This window comes from Klebsiella sp. 10982 (assembly GCF_048589245.1).
GTDB lineage: Bacteria > Pseudomonadota > Gammaproteobacteria > Enterobacterales > Enterobacteriaceae > Klebsiella > Klebsiella quasivariicola.
The window spans coordinates 19,173-40,362 of sequence record NZ_JBMAXV010000008.1; the positions used below are offsets into that span (position 1 = coordinate 19,173).

The following is a 21,190-nucleotide window of genomic DNA, read 5'->3' on the forward strand; positions in this document are numbered from 1 at the left end:
AACCGTAGACAGTTCTGGCTGGCCGCTTTATGGTTACATTGAATAATAAATCATTATTGAATATATATTCAATGCGGAGATAATAATGAAAACTACCCTGATAAAGTCTGTTCTGTTTGCCTCCATGATGGCCGCATCTGGCTCACTTTTCGCCGCCGATAATGGCCTGATCGCGATCATTACCCCTTCACATGATAATCCATTCTTTAAAGCGGAGGCTGACGGCGCAGCGGCGAAAGCGAAAGAGCTGGGTTACAGCACCCTGGTCGCCTCCCACGACGACGACGTCAACAAACAAAACCAACTGATTGAAACGGCTATTGCGCGCAAAGCCAAAGCCATCATCCTGGATAACGCTGGCGCGGATGCCACCGTCGGCCCGCTGGAAAAAGCAAAAGCGGCAGGTGTGCCGGCATTTTTAATCGATAGAGAGATCAATAAAACCGGCGTCGCCGTGGCGCAGATCGTCTCTAACAACTATCAGGGCGCCCAGCTTGGCGCGGAAAAATTCGCCAGCCTCCTCAACGGTAAAGGCAAGTATGTCGAACTGTTAGGTCGTCAGTCCGACACCAACGCCAGCGTCCGCTCGCAGGGTTATCACGATGTGCTGGACGACTATCCGGAAATGAAAATGGTCGCCCAGCAGACGGCGAACTGGAGCCAGACGGAAGCCTTTACCCGTATGGAAGCCATTCTGCAGACCAATCCGGATATCGTCGGCGTGATTTCCGGCAACGATACCATGGCGCTGGGGGCGGAAGCGGCGCTGAAAGCCGCGGGTAAAAACGACGTGATTGTCGTCGGCTTCGACGGTAGCGACTACACCCGCGACTCGATACTCAAGCAGGGCAACATTAAAGCCACGGTTCTCCAGCCTGGCTGGAAGCAGGCGCAAATGGCCGTGGAACAGGCGGACTTTTTCCTGAAAAACGGGAAAGCCCAGAAAGAAGAGAAGCAGTTGATGGACTGCATCCTCATCGATAGTGGCAATGCGAAAAAACTCAACATGTTCAACCTCAGCGAGTAAGGCGGAAATGATGCGGTTAAAACAATGGGGCGCCGTGCTGATGGGCTGCGCCGCCCTGTTGCTGACGGCCTGCACGGTGGTGGACTTAGATGAGAATGGCAAGCCAGTGCTGCCTGCCGACCCGAACGCGAAACCCAGCTTCGACCATCTCACCCCGCAGCAGATCGCGCAACAAACCTGGCAATCTCGAGTAATTGACGCAGCGAACCAACATGCGCTGGACGCGACTGCGCTGGAAAAAGTGCGTCAGGCCTCTGGCGCGACGCCACAGAGCGTCTTTGTTCGCCTGAGCAGCGAAGTGACCGGGATTGACGTCAGCACCCCACGCGAGCAGAAGCTCACTCTTACGCTACAGGGCCAGCCGTTGGTCGTGCAGCTGGGTCCTGTCATGCGGGGCAACGCCATTCGCGATGCCAGCGGGTTCAAATTTGAAGACTTTACCAACCAGGTGCAGTTTGCGCAGCTTTCACGCGCCTATAACCGGGAGGCGATAAAATCGTTGCCGACAGTGGACGCGAGCTGGGCAGGCAAACCTGTCGATATTCTCTTTGCGGCCACGGTGGTTAACGGCAGCCTGCAGGATGCGGCCGCTCTTGCGCTAAAACAGGAGGCGCGCTGATGGCCAGTTCACCCACAGAGGAGATCATTTTACGCACCCGTGGTATTTCCATGCTGTTCCCCGGCACGGTGGCGCTGGATAACGTCGACTACAACGTCTGGCGTGGCAAAGTTAACGTGATCATCGGCGAAAATGGCGCGGGTAAATCAACGCTCATGAAAATTCTCGCCGGTGTGCAACAGCCGAGCCTGGGCGAAATGGAGCTCAACGGTAAGCTTGTCCGTTTCTCCAGCACCCGCGAGGCCGCCGCCCACGGCATTGGTATGGTTCACCAGGAGCTGAACCTGTTTGAAAATCTTAGCGTCGCGGAAAATATCTTTCTTGGCCGCGAGCTACAGCGCGGGCTTACGCCGATTAACGAAGCAGAGCAGGAACGACAAGCCGCGGAGCTGTTGCAGCGACTCGACCAGCCGATCTCGCCGCGGGAGCTGGTGGGTAACCTGAAGGTCGGTCAGCAGCAGTTGGTCGAGATAGCCAAAGCGCTGGCGGAAAATGCGGACATTCTGATCCTTGATGAGCCCACCTCCGCCTTAAGCAAAACCGAGGTGGATATCCTGTTTCGGGTCATCCGCGAACTGACGCGTCAGGGGGTGTCCATCATCTACATCTCACACCGTCTGGAGGAGCTGATGGCCATCGGCGACGTCATTACCATACTGCGTGACGGCAAATTCCAGGCGGAGGCCAGGGTGAGTGAAATTGATGTGCCATGGATCGTCCGTGAAATGCTGGGAAGCGATCCGGTAAGCCATTTTCTTCCTCCGGATCGCCGCTTCGGCGCCCCACTGCTGGAAGTGGAAAACCTGACCTGCGTGAATGCCGCGGGCAATACGGTGGTGGATAACGTCAGTTTTAAAGCACATGCCGGTGAAATTATTGGGATCTACGGCCTGATGGGCGCCGGGCGAACCGAGCTGTTTGAATGTCTGCTGGGGACTGCGCGCCACTACTTTGGCAAGATCTGGCTGGACAGCAAACCGGTTCCCCAGCGGTTAACCACGGCCGAACGCATCCGCATGGGCATGAGTCTGGTGCCGGAAGATCGTAAGCGGACCGGGATTTTTCCTATCTCGTCAGTCGCCAGCAATCTGACCATTGCCAGCCTGTGGCGTCGTCTTCAGCGCGGGTTAACCATTGCCAATAAAGAGGAAGAGGCCGTCGTCGCCAGCACGATTGGCAATCTCTCCATTAAGGTCTCATCACCAGAGGTCGAGATCCAGGCGCTCAGCGGCGGCAATCAGCAAAAGGTGGTGATTGGCCGTTCGCTGTTAACCAATCCGAAGGTGCTGTTTCTTGACGAGCCTACGCGTGGAATCGACATCGGCGCCAAGGGGGATGTGTTTCGCATGATGGTGCAATTGTCGCAGCAGGGAATGGCGGTGGTGTTCTCCACCTCCGATTTAAAAGAAATCATGGCGGTCTCTGACCGTATCCTGGTGATGTCAGGCGGCAAACTGACCGCCGATATCGTTCGTGACCAGGCCGAAGAGTCGGCGCTGGTTTCAGCAAGCGCTCAGGGGTTCTAAGATGAAAATGACACAATCGGTCGCACTGGCGCCGCGCGGCGGAGCCTCCCTCTCCCGTGAAAATATCCTGCTGTTGTTATTAAAACTGCGCACCTTTATCGCGCTGTTTCTGATTGTCGGCTTCTTCACGATGACCGTGCCCGGGTTTTTATCCGCTGGCAGCATGGTGATTATGATTAAACACATTGCGATTAACGCCTTTCTGGCGTTGGGGATCACCTTTGTCATTATCACCGCCGGTATCGACCTCTCGATTGGCGCCACGCTCGGTCTCTGCGGAATGATAGCCGGCTGGCTTATCACCAAAGGGATCGTCCTGCCGATGTTCGGCATCGCCATTTTTCCAAGCGTGTGGGTCATTGTGCCCCTGGTGCTGCTGATAGGCGCGCTGATTGGCGCCGTTAATGGCTGGATCATTACCCGCTACAATGTGGCGCCGTTTATCTGCACCCTCGGTACCATGTATGTGCTCCGCGGAGCCGCGATGCTGACCTCTGATGGCCAAACCTTCCCCGGGCTCGCGGGCAATCCGCAGCTGGGCAACACGGGTTTCGATGAAATTGGCGCAGGTGCGCTCTTTGGCATCCCGTGGGCCATCTGGCTGATGATCCTCCTGGCGCTGATCATCGCCTATATCGCCCGGCGTTTGCCTTTTGGCCGCCATGTTTATGCGATCGGTGACAACGAGCGCGCCGCCGAGCTTTCCGGCGTGAAAGTGAAGCAAATTAAAGTGCTGGTCTACACGCTGTCCGGTTTTTGCGCCGCCATTGCCGGGATCGTGGTCTCCGCGCAGCTGCTGGCCAGCCACCCGGCTAACGGTACCGCTTTTGAAATGAATGCTATCGCCGCCGTCGTACTGGGCGGAACATCGCTGGCCGGCGGCCGGGGAACCATTCTGGGTACGCTGATTGGTGCGTTTGTCATCGGTTTTCTCGCCGACGGGCTGGTGATGATGGGGGTGAGCGAGTTCTGGCAGATGGTCATCAAAGGGATCGTGATTATTGTGGCGGTCATTATCGATCAGATGCAAAACCGGATGCAGCAGAAAGCGGCGGTGGTCGCTCAGAAGGCGGTCATGGAGAATAAGTAACCGCAAGCCCTCCTGTGGCACCGGCCACAGGAGGTGGCGGCTTGACGCTCGATGCGCCTTTCTCCGAGGCGCTTCGCAAAACCTCATCGAAAAATCCTGCCCGACGGCAAGCGGTGGTAGCATCCCGCCACTCTGCTCTGCCAGGCAAGGAAGCCATGAAAAAACGTCCGCACTCGACCCCGCACGACAGCCTGTTTAAACGCTTTTTGCGCGACAGCGAAACCGCACGCGATTTTCTGGATATTCATCTGCCGCCCGCGCTACGGCAGCTGTGCGACTTAAGCACTCTGCACCTGGAATCCGGGAGCTTTGTTGAGGACAACCTGCGCGCCAGCTATTCCGATATTCTCTACTCTCTGCAGACCAGCAAGGGAGAGGGCTATATCTATGTGGTCATTGAGCATCAGAGCACCCCGGACAGCCATATGGCGTTCAGACTCCTGCGCTATGCCCTCGCGGCCATGCAACAGCATCTTGATCGCGGCCATAAAGCGCTGCCGCTGGTGATCCCCATGCTGTTTTATCATGGCACCATTTCTCCCTATCCCTTTTCACTGTGCTGGCTGGACGAGTTCCCACCTGACTCACCGGCAAAGCAGCTTTATCTCGGGGCTTTTCCGCTCGTCGATGTGACCGATATTCCCGACGACGCCATATTACAGCATCGGCGGATCGCGCTTCTGGAACTGGTCCAGAAACACATCCGTCAACGCGATCTTAGCCATATCCTCCAGCAGTTGGTGGAGGTGGTGCTGATGGGATACACTGACCACCAGCAGTTCAAAACGTTATTTACCTATATGTCGCTGCATGGCAATAGCGCCGACCCGGACAACTTTATCGACCAGCTGGTCGAACGTCTGCCGCAATATGAGGATACCCTGATGACGATTGCCGAGTACCTGAAGCAGAAAGGGCGCGAAGAGGGAAAACAACGCTGGTTACAGGAAGGCTTGAACGAAGGTTTACAGGCGGGTGAGCATCGCGAAGCCTGCCGCATCGCGCTGATGATGTTAGAGAACGGCATGGACACTGAAACCGTATTGCGGATGACTCGCCTCAGCGCGGACGAACTGGCGACGCTGGCGCGCCAGGCACGCCAGTCTCCCCCCGCTTAGCCCTTAATTAACGCGCGCGCGGTCGGGAAGTCGGTGATCAGGACATCAATATAGTCGCCCTGCAACGCGCCGCGGATGGCGTTCTCTTTGTCCACGCCGCCGGCCAGCGCAATCACCTGCGGACAGCGACGAATTTGCTCAAGCTCCATACCGATCACCGGATCCTCATCCTGGCTCAGTACCGGTTTGCCCGCCGCATCATAGTAATGCAGGCAGATATCCCCCACCGCGCCGCGCGCCGCCAGCAGCTGGAGCATGGTTTCATTATAATAGTTACCGGAGTTTTTCAGCAGCTGCGAAGGCTCCAGTTCACCAATACCGACGATGGCCACATCCACTTCGGCAAATTTCGCCACCACCGCCGCGACGTCCGGGCTGTTTACCAGACGGCTGCGCTCCTCCACGGAGTGCTCAATACTCTGCGACGGCAGCAGCCACGCCGGGCAGCCTAAATGCGCCGCCAGCTGCTGGGTTAAGATGGTGGCCTGCACGTTGCCGTTGGGACCGACGCCGCCCAACAGCTGAATCACCCCGGCGGCGCGAATGTTCTGCGGATGCATCTCATCCACCATACAGCGGATCGTACTGCTCCAGGACGAGATCCCCACGAGGTCTTCCGGCCGCAGCCGCGTTTCAACATAGTGCGCCGCCGCGCTGCCGATGGCATGCTTTACCTGGCTGTAACTGGCGTTCTCGCCCACATCCACGACTATCGCCTGTCGAATGCCAAAACGCTCCTCAATCGCCTTTTCCAGATCGACAAAAATGTTTGTCGGCTGGACCACGGTAATTTTCACCAGCCCCTCTTTCTGACAGCGGGTTAGCGCCCGTGAAACAAAAGACTGGGACAGATGCAGCAGCGAGGCGATCTCGGACTGCTTTTTATTCTCGCTGTAGTAAAGCGTGGCGATCTTCACCAGCAACCGCTGTTCATCCTGCTTCGACATGGCATTCCCCTCTGTTTTCTGCTCGTTATTTTTATGCATCATTGAATAGATAACAAGCGCAGCGCCCTTTTCCCGACGATCCAAATGTGATCGTTTTCTCCTTTTTTAGAAAATAGGCCGTACAAATCGTGGACAAACCCCGTCACAGGGCATATCTTACCTATGTGAATAATAAATCAGTAGTGAATATATATTCAATCACTTATTAATACCTTGTTTTGTCGACGATTAAAGGTAGTCAGGATGGGAAGTGTTTTTTTACCCTGCTGGAATATTTATTCATACAAGAATTTACTTTCAAGAGGTGTTTTATGAATCCGTTTTCACTCTCCGTTAAGGAGTTAGAACAAAAAGCACGCGCCATCCGCCGCCGCATCATCGTCTTGAATGCGGAAAGCCCGGCAGGCGGCCACACCGGTGCCGATCTATCACAAGTCGAACTGCTGACCGCCCTCTACTTTCGCATCCTTAACTGCTCCCCTGCGCGAAAAGAGAGCGACGACCGCGATATCTATATTCAGTCGAAGGGGCATGCTGTCGGCGGTTATTACTGCGTGCTGGCCGAAGCAGGCTTTATTCCCGTTGACTGGCTGGCAACCTATCAACACGCCGACTCGGCGCTGCCAGGACACCCGGTAAAGCACAAGACGCCGGGTATTGAGCTGAATACCGGGGCGCTGGGCCATGGTCTGCCCGTGGCGGTAGGCATTGCGCTGGCAGCGAAACGCGATAACAACCCGCGTCGCGTATTTGTCGTCACCGGCGATGGCGAACTGGCGGAGGGCAGCAACTGGGAGGCCGCGCTGGTCGCCGCCCACTACCAGCTGGATAACCTTATTATTATCAACGACAAAAATAATCTGCAGCTGGCCGGTGCGACCAAAGAGATCATGAATACCGATCCGCTGGATGAAAAATGGCGCGCTTTCGGCATGGAGGTTACGCAGTGCAACGGCAACGATATGGCGGAGGTGGTCGCCACCCTTGAGGGCCTGCAGCCGAACGGGAAACCACACGTCGTGATTGCTAACACCACCAAAGGCGCGGGTATTTCCTTTATTCAGGGACGCCCCGAGTGGCATCACCGGGTACCGAAAGGAGAAGAAATTGAACTGGCGCTGGAGGAACTGAAAGATGAGTAATAGCGAACATCTCGCCACGGTGATGGTGAATGCCTTTATTGATGCCGTAGACCGCGGCGTGGATCTGGTGCCGGTGGTGGCCGACTCCACCTCAACGGCGAAAATTGCTCCGTTTATCAAAAGATTCCCTGGCCGGCTGGTCAACGTCGGCATCGCCGAGCAGACGCTGGTTGGCGCTGCCGCCGGTCTGGCGCTGGGGGGGAAAGTGGCCGTAACCTGCAACGCCGCGCCATTCCTCATCTCACGAGCCAATGAGCAGATTAAGGTCGACGTTTGCTACAACAACACCAACGTCAAACTGTTCGGGCTGAACGCGGGCGCCAGCTACGGTCCACTGGCCAGCACCCACCACAGTATTGACGATATCGCCATTCTGCGCGGTTTTGGCAATATTGAAATTTACGCGCCGTCCAGTCCCGGCGAGTGCCGGCAGATTATCGATTATGCCCTTGCCCACGTCGGGCCAGTGTATATCCGCCTCGACGGTAAAGCGCTGCCGGAACTGCATGATGAACATTACCGGTTTGTTCCGGGCAACATTGATGTGCTGCGTCTGGGGCGCGATATTGCGCTGGTTGCCATGGGCTCAACGGTACATGAAATTGTGGAAGCCGCCGCACAACTCGCTGCAGAAGGTATTGACGCCACCGTTATCAGTGTCCCATCTATTCGTCCTTGTGATACCCAGGCGCTACTGGCGGCAATCCAGTCCTGTCCGGCCGCGATCACGGTGGAAGAACACAACGTCAACGGCGGCGTCGGGAGCCTGGTGGCGGAAGTGCTGGCCGAGGCCGGGTGCGCGATCCCGTTGCGGCGCTTAGGTATCCCTGACGGGCAATACGCCATTGCCGCCGATCGCGCTGCCACGCGCGCGCGCCATGAAATCGATGCCGCCGGGGTGGTGAAGCACGCCCGCAAGCTACACATAAAAAAAGCATCCTGAAAAATAACAAGAACATCTTACTGGAGAGAACGCAATGTCCCGAATTCCTCAACAACTCACCATGGGCGTCATTATTGGCAACCGGGGATTTTTCCCCAGCTATCTGGTCGCCGAAGCGCGCGAACAGGCGGTAGCCCTGTTTAGCCGTCTTGGGATTAACACCATTATGCTTGATCCATCCCAGACGGAACTGGGTGGCGTGGAAACCCGGCAGGATGCCAAAATTTGCGCCGAGCTGTTCCGCAGCCACCGCGACAATATTCACGGTGTCGTGGTGCTGTTACCCAACTTTGGTGATGAGAAAGCCATCGCCGAAACGCTGCGCCTCTCCGGTCTCAACGTCCCGGTGCTTATTCAGGCCGAAGAGGATAATCTGGATAAAATGGGGTTGTCGACGCGCCGCGATAGCTTCTGCGGCAAAATTTCCCTTTGCAACAACCTGCGCCAGTACGGTATCCCGTTTACGCTGACCACCCAGCACGTCTGCGCGCTCAGTGGCGAAGTGTTTGAGCAGGATCTGCGGCGCTTCACGCAGATATGTCGCGTGGTGAACAGTATGCGCGGCGTGCGCGTTGGCGCGATCGGCGCCCGTCCAGCGGGCTTTAACACCGTGCGCTACAGCGAAAAGCTGCTCGAACGTTTAGGCATCGCGGTGGAAACGTTAGATCTGTCAGAGGTGTTTACCCGGATTAAAGCCCTGCGTGATGACGATATTCGTGTGGATGAGAAGCGCCGCCTGCTGATCGATAATGCCGACGCCAGCGGTATTCCGGCAGATAAACTGGTCACCATGGCAAAACTGTTTGTGGTCCTGAGCGAGTGGATTGTTGCCAACGACATCGACACCACCGCAATTCAGTGCTGGACCTCGCTGCAGGAAAATCTGGGGATTAACGTCTGCTCCATCATGAGCGTGATGTCCGGACAACTGATGCCAAGCGCCTGTGAGGTCGATGTCATGGGCGCGCTCTCCATGTATGCGCTCGCCAGCAGCAACCTGAGCCCCGCCTCGATCGCGGACTGGAACAATAACTTCGGCGACGATCGCGATAAATGTGTGCTGTTTCATTGCGGGAACTTTGCCTCGGCCAGCCTTGAGTCGCCGCACATGGGAACGGCCGATATTATCGGCACCACCGTCGGCAAAGAAAACACCTGCGGTGCCGTGCATGGTCGCATGAAAAGCGGCGCGCTGACCTATTTTCGCCTCAGCACCGACGACCTGACTGGCGAGATCAAAGCCTACGTCGGCGAAGGTCGGTCGGTTGACGATCCCCTCGATACGGTAGGCTGTCGGGCGGTCATTCAGGTTCCCCACCTGGAAAATCTGCTGTCGTGGATCTGCCGCAATGGCTTTGAGCACCATGTCGCGATGAACCATTCCGCCAGTGCCGCAATTTTGCACGAAGCATTTACGCGCTACCTGGGCGTGTCGACCTATCTCCACCAGTGAGGCCGGAGGCCGCTATGTCGGTAAACAAGGATATTATTATTGCCCTCGATGAGGGCACAACCAATGCCAAAGCCGTTGCCTTCGACAGCCACGGGCGGGTAATTGCGCAATTTTCCCGTGCGCTTGAAATCGCTACGCCGCAGGAAGGATGGGTAGAACAGTCAGCGGAGCTTCTGCTTGCCGCGTCGCTGGAGGTGATTTCTCGCGCAGTGGCCGCCGTTGGCGCGGAGCGTGTAGCCGCCCTGGCGATCAGCAACCAGCGCGAAACCGTCGTGGGCTGGTATCGGGAAACGGGCGAGGCTATAGCGCCCGCCCTGAGCTGGCAATGTGCACGTACTGCCGCATTTTGCCACATGCTGCGTGAACAAGGTCATGAGCCGCAGATCAAGGCGGTAACCGGCCTGCCAGTCGCCCCGCTCTTTTCCGCCTCGAAAATGCGCTGGCTGCTGGACCACACTCCGGATGGCCTGAAGCGGGCGAAAAATGGCGAGATTTGCCTCGGTACGGTGGATAGCTGGCTGCTCTGGCACCTGACGCAAGGCCAGCATTTTTGTTGTGATTATGCCAACGCGTCTCGTACGCAGCTCATGAATTTGCACACAGCGGACTGGGATACCGATATGCTCGCCCTGTTTGGCATTCCGCGTGCAGCACTCCCGGTGATTAAACCTTCGAGCGGCCTGTTTGGTTACACCGCGGGTTTAGCCACCCTCCCTGATGGCATTCCGGTAATGGCGATGATTGGCGATTCGCATGCCGCCCTTTTCGCCCACGGTCTGGGCGCCGCCGGTTGTGTTAAAGCCACTTACGGTACAGGGACCTCGGTGATGGCGCCCGTTGATTCGGTGGCGTGTCACGTCAGTAATCTCGCCACCACGGTGGCCTGGCACGACGGAGAAAAGCTGGTCTATGCACTCGAGGGGAACATTCCCCATACCGGCGATGCGGTGGCGTGGATGGCCGACAGTACCGGATTGAGCGAACGCGCTCCCGGCGAACTGGCCCAGGCGCTGAATGATCTGCCGCGCTCGGTCGACTCCACCTTAGGCGTCTTTTTTGTCCCGGCGCTCACCGGCATGGGCGCCCCCTGGTGGGACGATAAGGCCCGCGGTTTGATCCATGGATTAAGCCGGGGCGTGAAGCGGGCCCATCTCATTCGTGCCGCGCTCGAGTCAATAACCTACCAGATTGCCGATGTAATCACTGCGATGCGTGCCCATCATGGCTTTACGCTCAACACGCTGCTGGTGGATGGGGGCCCCACCAAAAACGACTGGTTAATGCAGTATCAGGCCGACCTGCTGGGTTGTCCGGTGATGCGCAGCGATGTGGCCGAGCTGTCGGCGACCGGTGCGGCACTGCTGGCGCGTAAAGCGTTGCACAAGCTGACGGTGGCAGAGCTTCAGCCCTTTTTACCAGAACACATCACTTATGCGCCAGAACTGATCCGGCATCATCGGCTTGTGCAGCGATGGCAGTCCTGGCAACACGCGGTGACGCTGGCAAGACGCTGAGCGCAACCCAGCCGGGCGATAATGTCTTCGTCCGGCTGCAATCCAACGCGCCCCCCGCCGTTAAGCCAGCGGATACTGTTGAAACGCCGGCAGCGCCTCTCCTTTCTCCGCCAGCGCGCGAATATGCGCAAACGCCGCTGCCGGCACCACCGCCGGGATCATCAACTGGATAAAGGACCAGACCACCGTGCTGGTGACCAGCACCTGGTCCGGCTGCGCGGCGGCGGCGCGGTCTGCCAGCCGGGCGTCCCACTCCCGACAGGCGGCGAGCAGCTGGCCGGTCACCCGGGCTATCCACGGCTGATGCTGCTTCTCTTCCGGCCGCAGACGGTGCTCATAAACATGCTGGACCGCTTTTTCACAGGCGGCGAGGATCACCCCCAGCAGGTGCAGATCGCGGGCCAGCGCGTCAGGCTGCGCGGGAAGCAGCCGGCGCCCGGTCAGATTGGTCGTTTCGAAATAGTGGAGGATCAGCGTGGAGTCCATCAGCTGCGTCCCGTCATCGAGCACCACCGTCGGCGCCTTGACCACCGGATTAATGCGGGAAAATTCGTCAAAGCCGCTAAAAACCGAGAGCGGCAGGCTCTCGAATTCCACGCCATAGAGCGCCAGAGAAACCGCCACGCGTCTAACATAAGGTGAATCCATCATACCAATGAGTTTCATCGTCACTCCTGCCTGCGATAAAGGGGTTGCGGCTTTACCTTACTGGAAAACCCATGCTGCGAATATCACGGGATACTTACCGAAATGGTTAGTCAAACTAACAGATTGGCGATTCGCGGTAGCCCTCCAGTTCCCCTTGTGCTATACCGACTGAGACAGCATTTCGCTCCTTTTCAGCCTGTTTGCAGTGGCGTTAAAAGCCGCTAACCCGGTAGTAACGTTAACGTATCGACTCCCTGACAAGAGAGATCACCATGGCAGATTTTCCCCCTGTCGCCAGCCTGCGCAGCTTTGAGGCGGTGGCGCGCCTCGGCAGCGTAACGCAGGCCGCCCGCGAGATGAGTGTGACCCATTCGGCGGTCAGCCAGCACATCAAACAGCTGGAAGCGCTGGTCGGCGTCACGCTCTTTATCCGCCACGGTCGCGGAGTGCGCATTACGGAAGAAGGCCGGCTCTATGCCCTGCAAATCCGCGAGGCGTTACAGCACATCGCCGACGCCACGCGGATGGTACAGAGCAAACCCCGCACCCTGGAAGTGACCCTGGCGACGCTCCCCTCCTTTGGCTGCCACTGGCTGCTGCCGCGGCTGGCGCGCTTTCAGGCGCGGCATCCGCAGATCGCGGTGCGCCTGCTGACCAGCCTGGCGGTGGTTAACCTGCAGCAGGAGGGTATCGATCTGGCCATTCGCATGGGGCAAGGCGACTGGGAGGGGATGGAAAGCCGGCATCTGTTTGCCGATGAACAGCTGGTGGTCGCCGCCCCCGGCTATCGCGGCGGTAACCTGCCGACCACCCCGCAGGCGATCGCCGCCAGCGATATTATTTTTTCCATGGAGTCCTGGAACGCCTGGTGCAGCCAGGCGGGGCTGGAAAAGGCGATCGTCCCCTCAGGCCTGCGCCTGAACGACTCCAATCTGGTGCTGGAGGCGGTTCGCCTGGGGGCCGGCGTGGCGCTGGAGCGGCGCTCCCTGGTGGCGGGGGCGATAGCCCGCGGCGAGCTGGTGCAGCTCACCACCGTCACCGTCCCCTACCCCTGGCACTACTGGCTGACCCTCTCCCCGCAGGCGGAGAACCGGCCGGAAGTCGCCCGGTTCATCGCCTGGCTGGAGGAAGAGATCGCCCTCTGGCGCCAGCAGATCAGCGCTTAGCCTTCGGCCGACGGCGGCAGGCCCGTCCGGGCGGCGTGCTCCTGGGAGAGACGCCAGAAATCGTGGCCGGCGGGATACTGATAGAGGCGCAGAGAGAACTGCCCGGCCACCGCGGTAATGTACTCAAATATCGCCGACTGGGTGTTTTCGTAGTCTTTCCACAGCGTTGAGGAGGTGAAGCAGTAAATCTCCAGCGGAATGCCCGACGGCGACGGTTTCAGGGTTCTCGCCACAATGTACATCTCCTTAATAATATCCGGCCGCTCGGCGAGATAGTGCATCAGATAGTGGCGAAACAGGGTCAGGTTGGTTAGCCCGTTATCGATAAACCAGCGGTCGGCCACGCCGCCGGGATCCCGGCCGTCAAGCAGCGTCGCCAGAGGCTCACTCACCCCGCGGATGGACAGCATCGAAGCCAGCATCTCCTGGTCGAGAAAACGCACCGAGTGCTGATCGATGGCGATACTGCGCATGATCCGCCGCGCCCCGGAGGAGAACATCGCCTGCCAGTTGGTATAGGTCTCGGTGAGGAAATTCTTGGTCGGGATGCGGGAAATGGTATTGTCCCAGTTGCGGATGGTAATGGTATGCAGCGCGATATCCGTCACCTCACCGCTGAGGTTCTTGTCAGGCATTTCAATCCAGTCCCCCAGCTGCAGCACGTCGTTAGACGACAGCTGAACGTTCGCCACCAGCGACAGCAGGGTATGCTGGAACACGATCATCAGCACCGCCGCCACCGCCCCCAGACTGGAGATAATAATGATCGGCGATTTGTTCGACATCACGGCGAGGATCATAATCGCCGCCAGGATGTGAACTAAGATTTTGCCTATCTGGATATAGCCCTTAATGGAATGATTTTTACGTTTGGTCTTTCGCAGATAAGAGCTGTTGACAATATCCAGCATCTCGTTGAAAAACACCGACATAAAAATAAAAAACAAGATCCCGCAGATGGTATTAATCGCCGTCACCAGCGATGCCGGCATCGCTGGCATAAACTGCAGAACGTAATAGACGATAATAACCGGAATGAAATTGGACAGCTTTTCGGCGATGCGTCGATCCTTCTCCAGCGGCACATCCTGTTTGTGGCTACTAAAGAAGACCTTACGCACCACTTTAATCAGCAAGAACTTGCATAAAAGATGGGCAAATATGCCGGAGAGCAGCAGCAGAATAAGATTAAACCCCACCGCCAGCGCCGGATTACTCTCAATAAACGTCAGTAGATGATTCACATACGCCATGCTTTATCGCCTGAATAACTATGCCATTTCGTTCACTGCTTTATCCCAAAGGCATATATTTGGAAAATAAATCAATCCGCATCATGGCATATCGCTTAGCGTAACGTCCATGCGCGCACCGCTTCTAATCATTCACAGAAAATATGTCAGAGTTTGCATTAATCATTCTCTACGCTCACTATAAAGAGGCTTGTTATGAGGACGGAATAAGTCCAGGAGGAAACATGTTTAAAGCGCTTACCGCTATCGTCGCCTTAGCCGCCTCCGCCAGCGTCATGGCGCAAGGCGATGTCACGCTCAACAGTCTGGCCCACGATGCCGCCACCCGGGCGTCGTTTAACCAGATGGTCAAAGGCCATCAGCTGCCCGCCTGGGTAACCACCGGCGGCACCGGTTCGCCGGCGCAGACGGTGAAGCTGGGTAGCGAATCCTGGCAGGTGTTAAGCGCCTGCAAACCCCACGACTGCGGTCATGAACGTATCGCGGTGATCTGGTCCGAGAAAAGCCAACAGATGTCCGGCGTTTACTCGGTGGTCGATGAAAAAACCGACCAGGAGAAGCTGACCTGGCTTAACGTCAGCGATGCCCTGTCCATCAATGGCAAAACCGTGCTGTTTGCCGCCCTCAGCGGCAGCCTCGACAACCATCCGGACGCCTTTAACTACCCGTAACCGCCCGTCGCCCCCGTCAGTCTTTCCCCGACGGGGGCTTCCCTGATTAGCCATCCGGGAACATCACGCTGTTCCCCGGCGCTTCCCGATGCAGATGGATAAAGTTCAGGTGCCGCTCGTACTGGTCGAGAATATCGGTGATCACCTGCTCTTTGCTGTAGTCCATCAGGTCGTTACCCTGACTGCCCTCCAGCAGGAAGGTCTCCAGCCGGTAATAGGTGGATTTCCCGCTGCGCGCCCGATAGGTAAAGCCCGGCACCGAGTACTGCTGCGGCCAGATCTTGTAGATGAAGTTCTGCTCGTCGCCCATGTGCACCAGCAGATCGAGGTGGCCAAGGTTCTCGCCCTCTTCCGGCGGCAGGCTCTTCAGTTCCACCGCGGCGCCGCGCAGCCGCAGCTCCTGGGCTACCTCTTCCATCGCCGGGTAGCACACCGTCTCCATCATCTGTTTGGTATAGCGCGTGCCCGGGTAATTCATCAGCCGCGACAGGCGCTTCTTCCAGCTCAGACGATCCTGGAGGCCCATCGGGCGCGGGGCGGTGTCGCGACTGGCGCTGACCCGGCGGTAATCTTCCACTTTCAGGGATTTATACAGTCCGGCCATCACGAAGAAAATCACAAAGCTGAACGGCAGCCCCATGATCACCGTGGTGTTCTGCAGCGCCGAGATGCCGTTGGTCATCAGCATCCCGAGGGTCAACAGACCGATGGCCACCGACCAGAAGATGCGCAGCCAGTTCGGGGCATCGCTGTTGATGTCCTTTAGCTTCGAGGTGAAGTTCCCCAGCACCAGCGCGCCGGAGTCGGCGGAGGTGACGTAGAACAGCAGACCGGTAATGGTCGCCACCGAAGCGCTAAAGGTAAACGCCGGATACTGCGCCAGCAGGCTGTAGAATCCACGCTCCGGGTGGACCATCGCCTCCTCGGCAAAGGCCGCGTCGCCGTGAATAATCTCATACAGCGCGCTGTTGCCGAACACCGACAGCCACAGCAGGGTAAAGGTGAACGGAATAATCAGGGTACCCATCACAAACTGGCGGATGGTGCGCCCGCGCGAAATGCGCGCCAGGAACAGGCCCACAAACGGCGACCAGGCCACCCACCACGCCCAGAAAAAGAGCGTCCAGTTATTCATCCACTCCACCGGGCGGTCGAAGGCGAAGCTGTTCAGCGTCATGCCCATAAAGCGATTTACGTAGTCGCCGACGTTCAGCACTAACGCATTGAGCAGGAAGGAGGTATCGCCCATGAACAGCACGAACAGGATCAGCCCCAGCGCGAGGGCGACGTTCAGCTCGGAGAGGACGCGGATGCCCTTGTCCACCCCGGAGGTGACCGAGATGGTGGCGATGATCACCGACAGCGCAATCAGAGCCGCTTTTGCCGCCAGCGAGTCCGGAATATCGAACAGCACACTCAGACCGTAGTTGAGCTGCACGACGCCAATACCGAGGGTGGTGGCGATGCCGAAGATGGTGCCGATCACCGCTGCAATATCGACGCTGTGGCCGATGGGCCCATTGATCCGTTTGCCAAAAATCGGGTACAGCGCCGAGCGGATGGTGAGCGGCAAATTATAACGATAGCTAAAGTATCCCAGCGCCATGCCCATCAGGGCATACATTGACCAACCGGTTAAGCCATAGTGAAACAGCGTCCATACCATCGCCTGGCGCGCCGCCTCGATGGTCTGCCCCGCCCCTTCCGGCGGCTGCATATATTGCGTCACCGGCTCGGCGACCGAGAAGAACATCAGGTCGATACCGATGCCGGCGGCGAACAGCATCGCCGCCCAGCTCAGCAGGCTGAACTCGGGCTTTGACTGCTCTGGCCCGAGCTTCACCGAGCCGAAGCGCGAGCAGGCAATGCAGACGACGAAGACGATATACAGCGTCGCCGCCAGCAGATAGTACCAGCCGAAGGTTTTCGACACCCAGTTGAGGGTGCGCCCAATCCACTCGGCAGAAAAATCGCGAAAAAAGATCGTCATCAGGGAAAACAACAAAATCAGTCCGGCCGAGGTATAAAAAACCACCGGATTGATTTTGTCCTTTTCTCTGTTTTGCGAAAGATCTGTCATCCAGTATCCCCACTGTTTTTGTAACTATTAAAATTCAATAACGTAACAATTAAGACACATTTTATATTGAACGTCCAATCAAAAACCGCTTTAATAGTTAACCAACGCTGATGAATGGAGTGGCAAAAATGCCCAAACTGGGGATGCAGCCGATCCGGCGCAGGCAGCTGATCGACGCCACGCTGGACGCAATAAATGAAGTCGGAATGCACGACGCGACCATCGCGCAGATCGCCCGACGGGCGGGCGTATCGACGGGGATCATCAGTCACTATTTCAAAGATAAAAATGGTCTGCTGGAGGCGACCATGCGCGACATCACCAGCCAGCTGCGCGACGCGGTGCTCAACCGCCTGCACGCCCTGCCGGACGGCAGCGCCAGCCAGCGCCTGCAGGCGATTGTCGGCGGCAACTTTGATGAAACGCAGATCAGCAGCGCGGCGATGAAGGCCTGGCTGGCCTTCTGGGCCAGCAGCATGCACCAGCCGATGCTTTATCGGTTACAGCAGGTCAGCAGCCGTCGTCTGCTGTCGAATCTGGTGTACGAATTCCGCCGCGAGCTGCCGCGCGAGCAGGCGCAGGAGGCCGGCTACGGGCTGGCGGCGCTGATAGACGGCCTGTGGCTGCGGGCGGCGCTCAGCGGCAAACCGCTGGATAAGACGCTGGCGCAGTCGCTGACCAGCCACTTTATTTGTCAGCATTTACCGAACCCATAACCGAGGAGGCGTTATGTCCCGAATGGCAGAACAGCAGCTTTATATTAATGGTGGTTATACATCGGCCACCAGCGGTCGCACCTTCAAGACCATCAACCCTGCCACTGGCGAGGTGCTGGCGACCGTTCAGGCTGCCGGACGCGAGGATGTGGATCGCGCCGTCGAGAGCGCGCAGCGTGGGCAAAAGATCTGGGCGGCGATGACCGCCATGGAACGCTCGCGCATCCTGCGTCGCGCCGTCGACCTTCTGCGCCAGCGCAACGACGAGCTGGCGCGGCTGGAGACGCTGGATACCGGTAAACCGCTCAGCGAAACCGCCGCCGTCGATATCGTCACCGGCGCCGACGTGCTGGAGTATTACGCCGGACTGATCCCGGCGCTGGAAGGCAGCCAGATCCCGCTGCGCGACAGTTCCTTCGTCTATACCCGTCGCGAACCGCTGGGGGTGGTGGCCGGGATCGGCGCGTGGAACTACCCGATCCAGATCGCCCTGTGGAAATCGGCGCCAGCGCTGGCCGCTGGCAATGCGATGATTTTCAAACCGAGCGAGGTCACCCCGCTCACCGCCCTCAAGCTGGCGGAAATTTACAGCGAAGCGGGCCTGCCGGACGGGGTGTTTAACGTCCTGCCAGGGATCGGCGCGGAGACCGGCCAGTATCTGACTGAACATCCGGGTATCGCCAAAATCTCCTTCACCGGCGGCGTCGCCAGCGGCAAAAAAGTGATGGCCAACTCCGCGGCCTCGTCGCTGAAAGAGGTCACCATGGAGCTGGGCGGTAAATCGCCGCTGATTATCGCGGACGATGCCGACCTCGACCTCGCCGCCGATATCGCCATGATGGCCAACTTCTACAGCTCCGGTCAGGTGTGTACCAACGGCACCCGGGTGTTTGTCCCGGCGCAACGGAAGGCGGAATTCGAGCACAAGATCCTCGAACGCGTGGCCCGCATCCGCCCCGGCGATCTGTTTGCCGATGACACCAACTTCGGCCCGCTGGTCAGCTTCCCCCATCGCGACAACGTTCTGCGTTATATCGAGAGCGGCAAACGCGAAGGCGCGCGCCTGCTGTGCGGCGGCGAAGCGCTGAAAGGCGACGGTTTCGATAATGGCGCGTGGGTCGCCCCGACGGTGTTTACCGACTGTAGCGACGAGATGACTATCGTGCGCGAAGAGATCTTCGGCCCGGTGATGTCGATCCTCAGCTATACCGACGAAGCGGAGGTCATTCGCCGCGCCAACGCCACCGAATACGGCCTCGCCGCCGGCGTGGTGACGCCCAACCTCAACCGTGCCCACCGTCTTATCCACCAGCTGGAAGCCGGCATCTGCTGGATCAACAGCTGGGGCGAATCCCCGGCGGAGATGCCGGTCGGCGGTTATAAGCACTCCGGCATCGGCCGCGAAAACGGCGTGATGACCCTGCAAAGCTACACCCAGGTGAAGTCCATCCAGGTTGAGATGGGTAAATTCCAGTCCATATTTTAACCGGGAGGTTTTTTTGCAATTTGACTACATCATTATTGGCGCCGGCTCCGCCGGCAACGTTCTGGCAACACGACTGACTGAAGATCCAAACACCACCGTCCTGCTGCTGGAAGCCGGCGGCCCGGACTACCGGTTCGATTTCCGCACCCAGATGCCCGCCGCGCTGGCTTACCCGCTGCAGGGCAAACGCTACAACTGGGCCTACGAAACCGAACCTGAGCCGTACATGAACCATCGCCGCATGGAGTGCGGACGCGGCAAAGGGCTGGGCGGCTCGTCGCTGATCAACGGCATGTGCTACATCCGCGGCAACGCGATGGATCTGGACAACTGGGCCAAAGAGCCGGGTCTGGAGCACTGGAGCTATCTCAACTGCCTGCCCTACTACCGGAAAGCGGAAACCCGCGATATCGGGCCTAACGACTATCACGGCGGCGATGGCCCGGTGAGCGTGACGACGCCGAAGCCGGGCAATAATCCCCTCTTCGAGGCGATGGTTGAAGCCGGGGTGCAGGCGGGCTATCCGCGCACCGACGATCTCAATGGCTACCAGCAGGAAGGCTTTGGCCCGATGGACCGCACCGTGACGCCGCAGGGCCGTCGCGCCAGCACCGCCCGCGGCTATCTCGACCAGGCGCGCGGTCGCCCGAACCTGACCATCCGCACCCATGCGCTGACCGATCACATTATTTTTGCCGGCAAGCGCGCGGTGGGCGTCGAGTGGCTGGAGGGAGAAAGCACTATTCCGTCCAAAGCGACGGCCAACAAAGAGGTGCTGCTGTGCGCCGGGGCGATTGCCTCGCCGCAGATCCTGCTGCGCTCCGGCGTCGGTAACCCGGAGCTACTCAGGCAGTTTGATATCCCGGTGGTGCACGATCTGCCCGGCGTGGGTGAGAACCTGCAGGACCATCTGGAGATGTATCTGCAGTACGAGTGCAAAGAGCCGGTATCGCTCTACCCGGCGCTGCAGTGGTGGAACCAGCCGAAGATCGGCGCCGAGTGGCTGTTCGGCGGCACCGGCATCGGCGCCAGCAACCAGTTCGAAGCGGGCGGTTTTATCCGCAGCCGCGCAGAGTTCGCCTGGCCAAATATTCAGTACCACTTCCTGCCGGTGGCGATTAACTACAATGGCTCAAACGCGGTGAAAGAGCACGGCTTCCAGTGCCACGTCGGTTCAATGCGTTCGCCCAGCCGCGGCCACGTGCGCCTGAAGTCGCGCGATCCGCACGCCCATCCGGCGATCCTGTTTAACTATATGTCCCATGAGCAGGACTGGCAGGAGTTCCGCGACGCCATCCGCATTACCCGCGAAATCATGAATCAACCGGCGCTGGATAAGTATCGCGGCCGCGAAATCAGTCCGGGAACAGAATGCCAGAGCGATGCCGAGCTGGATGAGTTTGTGCGCAACCACGCCGAGACCGCGTTCCACCCGTGCGGGAGCTGTAAGATGGGTTACGACGAGATGGCGGTGGTCGATGGCGAGGGCCGGGTCCACGGTCTGGAAGGTTTGCGGGTGGTCGATGCCTCGATTATGCCGCAGATCATCACCGGCAACCTCAACGCCACCACCATTATGATAGGCGAGAAGATGGCTGACGCTATCCGTGGCCGCCAGCCGCTGCCGCGCAGCACCGCGGCGTATTATGTCGCTGGCGACGCGCCGGTTCGCCGCTAACGGGTCAATGCCGGGCGGCGGCTACGCCTTGCCCGGCCTACCCTGAGACGATGTAACGTAGCCCCGGTAAGCGCAGCGCGACCGGGGTGCCGTTGCGGATGTTGGGCCGCATA

18 protein-coding genes are annotated in these 21,190 nt (G+C 58.4%); 14 read left to right on the top strand and 4 right to left on the bottom strand.

The features are described 5' to 3' along the window. Positions 1 to 85 precede the first annotated feature (85 nt). The 5 genes from ACKLKD_RS09350 (at position 86) to ACKLKD_RS09370 (ending at position 5,380) form a co-directional block, all read left to right on the top strand. Positions 86 to 1,027: a D-ribose ABC transporter substrate-binding protein gene (locus ACKLKD_RS09350; protein WP_004178959.1), complete on the top strand. Its 942-nt coding sequence runs from the start codon at positions 86 to 88 to the stop codon at positions 1,025 to 1,027. A gap of 10 nt (positions 1,028 to 1,037) precedes the next feature. Further along, positions 1,038 to 1,646 (top strand): DUF2291 family protein, encoded by a 609-nt coding sequence (locus ACKLKD_RS09355; protein ID WP_174705290.1) that lies wholly within the window; start codon positions 1,038 to 1,040, stop codon positions 1,644 to 1,646. Continuing rightward, positions 1,646 to 3,172: a sugar ABC transporter ATP-binding protein gene (locus ACKLKD_RS09360; RefSeq protein WP_004893537.1), complete on the top strand. Its 1,527-nt coding sequence runs from the start codon at positions 1,646 to 1,648 to the stop codon at positions 3,170 to 3,172. The genes ACKLKD_RS09355 and ACKLKD_RS09360 overlap by 1 nt, the downstream gene beginning before the upstream one ends. A 1-nt stretch (position 3,173) precedes the next feature. Next, a complete protein-coding gene (locus ACKLKD_RS09365; RefSeq protein ID WP_004885708.1) occupies positions 3,174 to 4,262 on the top strand; it encodes an ABC transporter permease in 1,089 nt (362 codons plus the stop codon). Between the two features lie 155 nt (positions 4,263 to 4,417). Continuing rightward, a complete protein-coding gene (locus ACKLKD_RS09370; protein ID WP_080924550.1) occupies positions 4,418 to 5,380 on the top strand; it encodes an Rpn family recombination-promoting nuclease/putative transposase in 963 nt (320 codons plus the stop codon). On the opposite strand, the gene ACKLKD_RS09375 is transcribed toward ACKLKD_RS09370, so the two are convergent. Next, a complete protein-coding gene (locus ACKLKD_RS09375) occupies positions 5,377 to 6,327 on the bottom strand; it encodes a sugar-binding transcriptional regulator (protein ID WP_004893547.1) in 951 nt (316 codons plus the stop codon). The genes ACKLKD_RS09370 and ACKLKD_RS09375 overlap by 4 nt on opposite strands. Before the next feature lie 311 nt (positions 6,328 to 6,638). Here ACKLKD_RS09375 and ACKLKD_RS09380 point away from each other — a divergent pair, with 311 nt between their 5' ends. Genes ACKLKD_RS09380 through ACKLKD_RS09395 form a run of 4 tightly spaced genes read left to right on the top strand, consistent with a single transcriptional unit; the run spans position 6,639 to position 11,379 of the window. After that, a complete protein-coding gene (locus ACKLKD_RS09380) occupies positions 6,639 to 7,469 on the top strand; it encodes a transketolase (protein WP_004893549.1) in 831 nt (276 codons plus the stop codon). Beyond that, the gene (locus ACKLKD_RS09385; RefSeq protein ID WP_087637213.1) at positions 7,462 to 8,412 is read left to right on the top strand and encodes a transketolase family protein; all 951 of its coding nucleotides are present in this window, start codon (positions 7,462 to 7,464) and stop codon (positions 8,410 to 8,412) included. The genes ACKLKD_RS09380 and ACKLKD_RS09385 overlap by 8 nt, the downstream gene beginning before the upstream one ends. A 34-nt stretch (positions 8,413 to 8,446) precedes the next feature. After that, positions 8,447 to 9,865, top strand: coding sequence for an L-fucose/L-arabinose isomerase family protein (locus ACKLKD_RS09390; RefSeq protein WP_040147406.1), 1,419 nt, complete (start codon positions 8,447 to 8,449; stop codon positions 9,863 to 9,865). Positions 9,866 to 9,879: 14 nt separating this feature from the next. Beyond that, positions 9,880 to 11,379 (top strand): FGGY family carbohydrate kinase, encoded by a 1,500-nt coding sequence (locus tag ACKLKD_RS09395; protein ID WP_087806262.1) that lies wholly within the window; start codon positions 9,880 to 9,882, stop codon positions 11,377 to 11,379. A gap of 60 nt (positions 11,380 to 11,439) precedes the next feature. On the opposite strand, the gene ACKLKD_RS09400 is transcribed toward ACKLKD_RS09395, so the two are convergent. Next, entirely contained in the window at positions 11,440 to 12,045 is a 606-nt protein-coding gene (locus ACKLKD_RS09400) for a glutathione S-transferase (protein WP_087806264.1), read from the bottom strand. Between the two features lie 254 nt (positions 12,046 to 12,299). Between ACKLKD_RS09400 and ACKLKD_RS09405 the strand changes: the two genes are divergently transcribed. Continuing rightward, positions 12,300 to 13,193 carry a LysR substrate-binding domain-containing protein gene (locus ACKLKD_RS09405; protein ID WP_087806266.1) on the top strand — a complete coding sequence of 298 codons (894 nt, stop codon included), beginning with the start codon at positions 12,300 to 12,302 and terminating at the stop codon, positions 13,191 to 13,193. Here the strand turns inward: ACKLKD_RS09405 and ACKLKD_RS09410 are convergent. Continuing rightward, the gene (locus ACKLKD_RS09410; protein ID WP_080897301.1) at positions 13,190 to 14,446 is read right to left on the bottom strand and encodes a mechanosensitive ion channel family protein; all 1,257 of its coding nucleotides are present in this window, start codon (positions 14,444 to 14,446) and stop codon (positions 13,190 to 13,192) included. The genes ACKLKD_RS09405 and ACKLKD_RS09410 overlap by 4 nt on opposite strands. A gap of 224 nt (positions 14,447 to 14,670) precedes the next feature. Between ACKLKD_RS09410 and ivy the strand changes: the two genes are divergently transcribed. After that, positions 14,671 to 15,117 carry an Ivy family C-type lysozyme inhibitor gene (gene ivy, locus ACKLKD_RS09415; protein WP_200548247.1) on the top strand — a complete coding sequence of 149 codons (447 nt, stop codon included), beginning with the start codon at positions 14,671 to 14,673 and terminating at the stop codon, positions 15,115 to 15,117. A gap of 46 nt (positions 15,118 to 15,163) precedes the next feature. Here the strand turns inward: ivy and betT are convergent, their stop codons facing one another. Continuing rightward, a complete protein-coding gene (gene betT / locus ACKLKD_RS09420) occupies positions 15,164 to 17,197 on the bottom strand; it encodes a choline BCCT transporter BetT (protein WP_008805564.1) in 2,034 nt (677 codons plus the stop codon). A 128-nt stretch (positions 17,198 to 17,325) separates the two neighbouring features. Between betT and betI the strand changes: the two genes are divergently transcribed. The 3 genes from betI to betA are packed head-to-tail and all read left to right on the top strand — an operon-like array spanning position 17,326 to position 21,077. Continuing rightward, the gene (betI, locus tag ACKLKD_RS09425; RefSeq protein ID WP_087806270.1) at positions 17,326 to 17,913 is read left to right on the top strand and encodes a transcriptional regulator BetI; all 588 of its coding nucleotides are present in this window, start codon (positions 17,326 to 17,328) and stop codon (positions 17,911 to 17,913) included. Positions 17,914 to 17,926: 13 nt separating this feature from the next. Further along, on the top strand, positions 17,927 to 19,399 hold the full coding sequence (gene betB, locus ACKLKD_RS09430) for a betaine-aldehyde dehydrogenase (protein ID WP_087806272.1): 1,473 nt from the start codon (positions 17,927 to 17,929) through the stop codon (positions 19,397 to 19,399). Between the two features lie 13 nt (positions 19,400 to 19,412). After that, positions 19,413 to 21,077, top strand: coding sequence for a choline dehydrogenase (betA, locus tag ACKLKD_RS09435; RefSeq protein ID WP_087806274.1), 1,665 nt, complete (start codon positions 19,413 to 19,415; stop codon positions 21,075 to 21,077). The last annotated feature ends 113 nt before the right edge of the window (positions 21,078 to 21,190 follow it).